Source organism: Alterinioella sp. (genome assembly GCF_058343375.1).
The window spans coordinates 1-4539 of the sequence record NZ_JBTUJH010000122.1; the positions used below are offsets into that span (position 1 = coordinate 1).

The window sequence follows — 4539 nt, forward strand, 5'->3', positions numbered from 1 at the left end:
AAGATATGCAGCCCGTCGCCATATTGGCTTTCCTTGATGTCGCAGACGAAACGGTCGATGCGGGTGATGGCCTCGGCCGGTGATGCGCCTTCGGGGATGCCCAGATCGGCCTCGACGCCGGTGCCCCGGGCTTCATCCCTGATATCGGCAATCAGCCGGTCGCGCCGCGCCGGGTCAAGCCCGTCGGCGGTGGAATATTCATCCAGCAGATATTCGAGCCGGCCCATATTTTCCGGCAAAGTGGTCTGCGCCATGGGCGGCGGCAGATGGCCGATGGTGACGGCCCCGATGCGGCGTTTGGCCTGCGCCGCCTCACCGGGATCATTGACGATAAAGGGGTAGATGACAGGCATGGAACCGGTCAGCGCCTCGGGCCAGCAAGTGTCCGACAGCGCCACCGATTTGCCCGGCAGCCATTCCAGCGTGCCATGCGCGCCGACATGGATCAGCGCATCGGCCTGCGCCGCAAGCCAGAGGTAGAACGCCACATAGCCATGGCGCGGGGTGCGGGCGAGGTCATGGTATTCATCATCGCGGGTCTGCAGATGCCCGCGTTCGGGTTGCAGGGCGATAATGGCGTTGCCGCTGCGGATGGCGGCGAAATGGAAGGCATCGTTCTGCACCGCGGCGTCGGCTTCGGGCGGCCCCCAGGCGGCGATAAGGTCAGCGCGCAGCGTGTCGGGCAGGTGGGCCAGTGCCGCCTTATACTCGGCCATGGGCCAGCGGAGTTTCGTGTCCTGCAACGCGCGGTCCAGATTGGGGATGGTGCCGGTATCATACCCGTCCTGGGCCAGCATCTGCAGCAGACCGCTGCAGGAGGCCAGCGCATCCAGCCCCACGGCATGGGCCAGGTTCCAGTCGCGCCCGGGATAGGTCGAAAGCACCACAGCCAGCCGTTTTTGCGCAGCGGGCAGACTGGCCAGCCGGTGCCAGGCCGCGACCCGATCGGCCACGGCAGCGATCCGGCCTGCATCGGCGCTGTGGGCAAAGCGGCAATATTGCAGGTCGGGATCGCGGCGGCCGGGCTGTTTGAAGCTGGCGACACCGGCGAAAATGCGGCCATCGACCTCGGGCAGCACCACATGCATGGCAAGATCGGCAGGCGACAGCCCGCGCTCGGCGATTTGCCAATCCTTGCGCTGCGCGGTGGATAGCGCGACCTGAAACACCGGCGCACCGGTGGCGTTCAGCGGCGATGGCGCGCCATCTGCGCCTTGCGCCGAAAAGGCGGTGGCATTGACGATGGCGGCCGGGGCAAGGCGGGTGGTCTCGCTCCGCAGCCAGGCGGCGGCGGCGGGGTTTTTCAATGAGGAGGCAAAAACGCCGATGGCGGCAAAGCCGCGCGCCTCGAGCGCCTGAATGAGGGCCTCGACCGGCTCGGTATCGGCGGCGGTCAGGTAGGAGCGGTAAAAGCTTACCAGAACCAGCGGTTTGTCGGGGGAATCAAAGGCCCGCTGCACGCCGGTATCGGGGTGATACCAGCCGAAATCCGGCACGGTCTTTTCGCCCAGAACCGGCCCCGAATAGAGCCCCGCCGCCAGCGCCAGTTGGGCCAGCGCGGCATGGGCCGCAATCGCGCCGCCGGCGTCGCAGAGATGTTGCAGGCGGCGCAGGGTTGAAACCGGCAGGGTCGAGATCTCATCCAATCGCGGATCGGGGCGGCCATCGGCGGGCAGCACGGCCAGCGCCATGCCGGTGGTGTCGGCCATCTCGCGCAATGTCGCCAGACCATAGGGCCAGTAGCTTTCGCCGCCGATCAGCTTGACCAGCACCGCTTTGGCCCCGGCCAGCGTTTGTTCGGCATAGGTATCAACCGAGAGCGGATGCTTCAGCGCCACCAGATTGGCGAGCCGCAATGTAGGGGCGAACCCGGCCGCCTTGGCCCGATGGAAGCCTGCCGCAAAAGCTCCGAGATCGGAATCGGAAAAGGACAGCACCACCAGATCGGCCGGGCTTTGGCCCAGATCCTGGGGGGTGTCGGTTTCCTCCAACCCATGGCTTTCGCGGAACACAACATGCATTGGTCTGCTCTACCCTTCCAGCACGGCACGGATCTTTGCCGGGTCGATGTGATCATGTTCACCGATCACCACCAGTTGCGAGCGCCGGGGCGCATCGCCCCAGGGCCTGTCATATTGCATGCGCAGGCGGTCACCCACGGCCTGCACCAGCAATCGCATCGGTTTGCCCTTCACGGCGATATACCCCTTTATCCGCAGCGCGTTGTGTTCCCGCGCCAGTCGCAGCACGGCCCGTTCCAGTGCCTTGGGGTCTTCTATCTCGGAAAACTCGATCACCACGCTGTCGAAATCGTCATGTTCGTGGTCATCCGCGCCGTCATGATGGCTGGGGCGGGCGTCGAGATCATCTTCGGCCGCGGCCCCCAGCCCCAGAATGATGCGCGGGTCGATCACGCCCTCGGACATCGCCAGGATCGGCACCTGGCGCGGCATCTGGGCCTCGATCACGGCTTTTGCCTTCGCCAGCCCCTCGGAACCCGCCAGATCGGCCTTGGACATCAGAATGATATCGGCGCAGGAGATTTGATCCTCGAACACCTCGCCCAGAGGCGTGTCATGGTCGAGGCTGTCATCGGCCTCGCGCTGCGCCTGCACAGCATCCTCATCGGGCGCAAAGCGGCCCGCCGCCACGGCCTCGGCATCGGCCAGGGCAATCACACCATCGACGGTGATGCGCGAGCGGATCGCGGGCCAGTCAAAGGCTTTCAGCAGCGGCTTGGGCAGGGCCAGGCCCGAGGTTTCGATCAGGATATGTTCGGGCGTTTGCGGCAGCGCCATCAGCGCCTCGATGGTGGGGATGAAATCATCGGCCACGGTGCAGCAGATGCAGCCATTGGCAAGCTCGACGATATTGCTTTCGGGGCAATTTTCATCGGCGCAGGATTTCAGGATATCGCCATCGACGCCGGCGGTGCCGAATTCATTGACCAGCACCGCCAGCCGCTTGCCCTGCGGGTTGGCCATCAGGTGGCGGATAAGGGTGGTCTTGCCGGCCCCCAGAAAGCCGGTGATGACGGTGACGGGGATCTTTGACAGCGCGGCCATGGGGTCAGTCCTTTTGCGGGGGGATGCGGGCAAGGCTCTGCTTGCGGAAAATCTCGGGGCGGTCGCGCCAGGGCACGATGCCATCGGGCGTGGCGGCATAGGCGGCGGCCCCTTTAAGGATGTCGTCGATATGGTCATCGGGATCGAGGCGGCCATAGACATAGGTCCAGCGCTCTGGCCCGCCCGACAACACCATGGAACAGCCGTTGGAACAGGCCGACAGGCATTCATTGCCGACCACCCGGACGCCTTCGGGCAGGTCTGCGCGCGTGAGCGCCTCGAACATCCGGGCCCCGGGGCGCGGCTCGGCCGGCACCCGTTCGCCATCCACCGTCTTGCGGCAGGTGGTGCAGATTGTGAGTGTCACCTGAGCCATATGCGGCCCCCCTGTTTCTTTGGCGGAATGGGGGATACCAGCCGGGGGACAGTTTGCACCGCCCCCAAGGCCAGCCCGAAACACCCCGTTCGCGCGGTCTTCTACATCCTTCGCGCTGGCAGGTCTCCCGGCTTGCGGATATCGGGGCATCCGGCCCCGGCGGCCCCGTTCCCTTCCCGGCGCGGGTGCCAGTGGAAATGGGGGCCTTCTCCGGTCACGGTCGCGGGGGCGGCTGCGCTTCGGCCCTGGACGCTCATTGGTCGCAAAGCCTGTCGCATTCCCTCTTCGCCTGCCCTAAGACAGGAACCAGCACGAAACGCACCTGCGGCATTGCCCGCCCCGTTGTCAAGCAAAGGATGCCGAGATGACCGAGACGCCCCTTTCGGAAGCAGACCGCCACGCCCAGAAGATGGCCAAGAAGAAGGCCGCACGTGACAAGATCATGGCCAGGAAAGAGGGCGAGAAGGGATTGATCATCGTCCATACCGGGACAGGGAAGGGTAAATCCTCGTCCGGCTTTGGCATGATCCTGCGCTGTGTGGCGCATGACATGCCTTGCGCCGTGGTTCAGTTCATCAAAGGGGCCTGGGACACGGGCGAGCGGCGGATCCTGGAGGGTAATTTCAGCGATCTCTGCCAGTTTCACGCAATGGGCGAGGGGTTCACCTGGGAAACGCAGGACAAAGCCCGCGATATCGAGATGGCCGGCAAGGGGTGGGACAAGGCGAAAGAGCTGATCCGAGACCCCGAGATCCGCATGGTGCTGCTCGACGAGATCAACATCGCGCTGCGTTATGACTATCTGGATATCGCCGAAGTGGTGCGGTTCCTGCGCGAGGAAAAACCCGAGATGACGCATGTGGTGCTGACCGGGCGCAATGCCAAGCAAGAGCTGATCGAGGTGGCCGATCTGGTGACGGAAATGACGCTGGTGAAGCACCCGTTCAGGTCTGGGATCAAAGGGCAGAAGGGTGTGGAATTTTGAGGGCTGGTCTCGAATTGCCTTCGGCAATCCGACCGATGTGGGGGGGGGGGCCCCCCGCCCCCCCGGGTTTTGGGGCCAGATGGAACGAGTTTTTTAGGGTTACGTGGCAAGGT

4 protein-coding genes and 1 riboswitch are annotated in these 4539 nt (G+C 64.6%); of the genes, 1 reads left to right on the plus strand and 3 read right to left on the minus strand.

From position 1 onward, the window contains the following. The 3 genes from ACW8PS_RS15565 to ACW8PS_RS15575 form a co-directional block, all read right to left on the minus strand. Positions 1-2021 (minus strand): cobaltochelatase subunit CobN (locus ACW8PS_RS15565; RefSeq protein WP_491528431.1); only part of this gene is annotated, 2021 nt, incomplete at its 3' end. Positions 2022-2030: 9 nt separating this feature from the next. Further along, on the minus strand, positions 2031-3065 hold the full coding sequence (cobW, locus tag ACW8PS_RS15570; protein ID WP_491528432.1) for a cobalamin biosynthesis protein CobW: 1035 nt from the start codon (positions 3063-3065) through the stop codon (positions 2031-2033). Positions 3066-3069: 4 nt separating this feature from the next. Next, positions 3070-3441: a DUF1636 family protein gene (locus ACW8PS_RS15575; protein ID WP_491528433.1), complete on the minus strand. Its 372-nt coding sequence runs from the start codon at positions 3439-3441 to the stop codon at positions 3070-3072. Positions 3442-3541: 100 nt separating this feature from the next. Continuing rightward, positions 3542-3767, minus strand: a riboswitch (cobalamin riboswitch). Between the two features lie 38 nt (positions 3768-3805). Here ACW8PS_RS15575 and cobO point away from each other — a divergent pair. Further along, entirely contained in the window at positions 3806-4426 is a 621-nt protein-coding gene (gene cobO / locus ACW8PS_RS15580; RefSeq protein WP_491528434.1) for a cob(I)yrinic acid a,c-diamide adenosyltransferase, read from the plus strand. Positions 4427-4539 lie beyond the last annotated feature (113 nt).

Coding starts and splice junctions, on each gene's coding strand:
- cobW (WP_491528432.1), bottom strand. CDS start 3,065: ATGGCCGCGCTGTCAAAGATCCCCGTCACCGTCATCACCGGCTTTCTG.
- ACW8PS_RS15575 (WP_491528433.1), bottom strand. CDS start 3,441: ATGGCTCAGGTGACACTCACAATCTGCACCACCTGCCGCAAGACGGTG.
- cobO (WP_491528434.1), top strand. CDS start 3,806: ATGACCGAGACGCCCCTTTCGGAAGCAGACCGCCACGCCCAGAAGATG.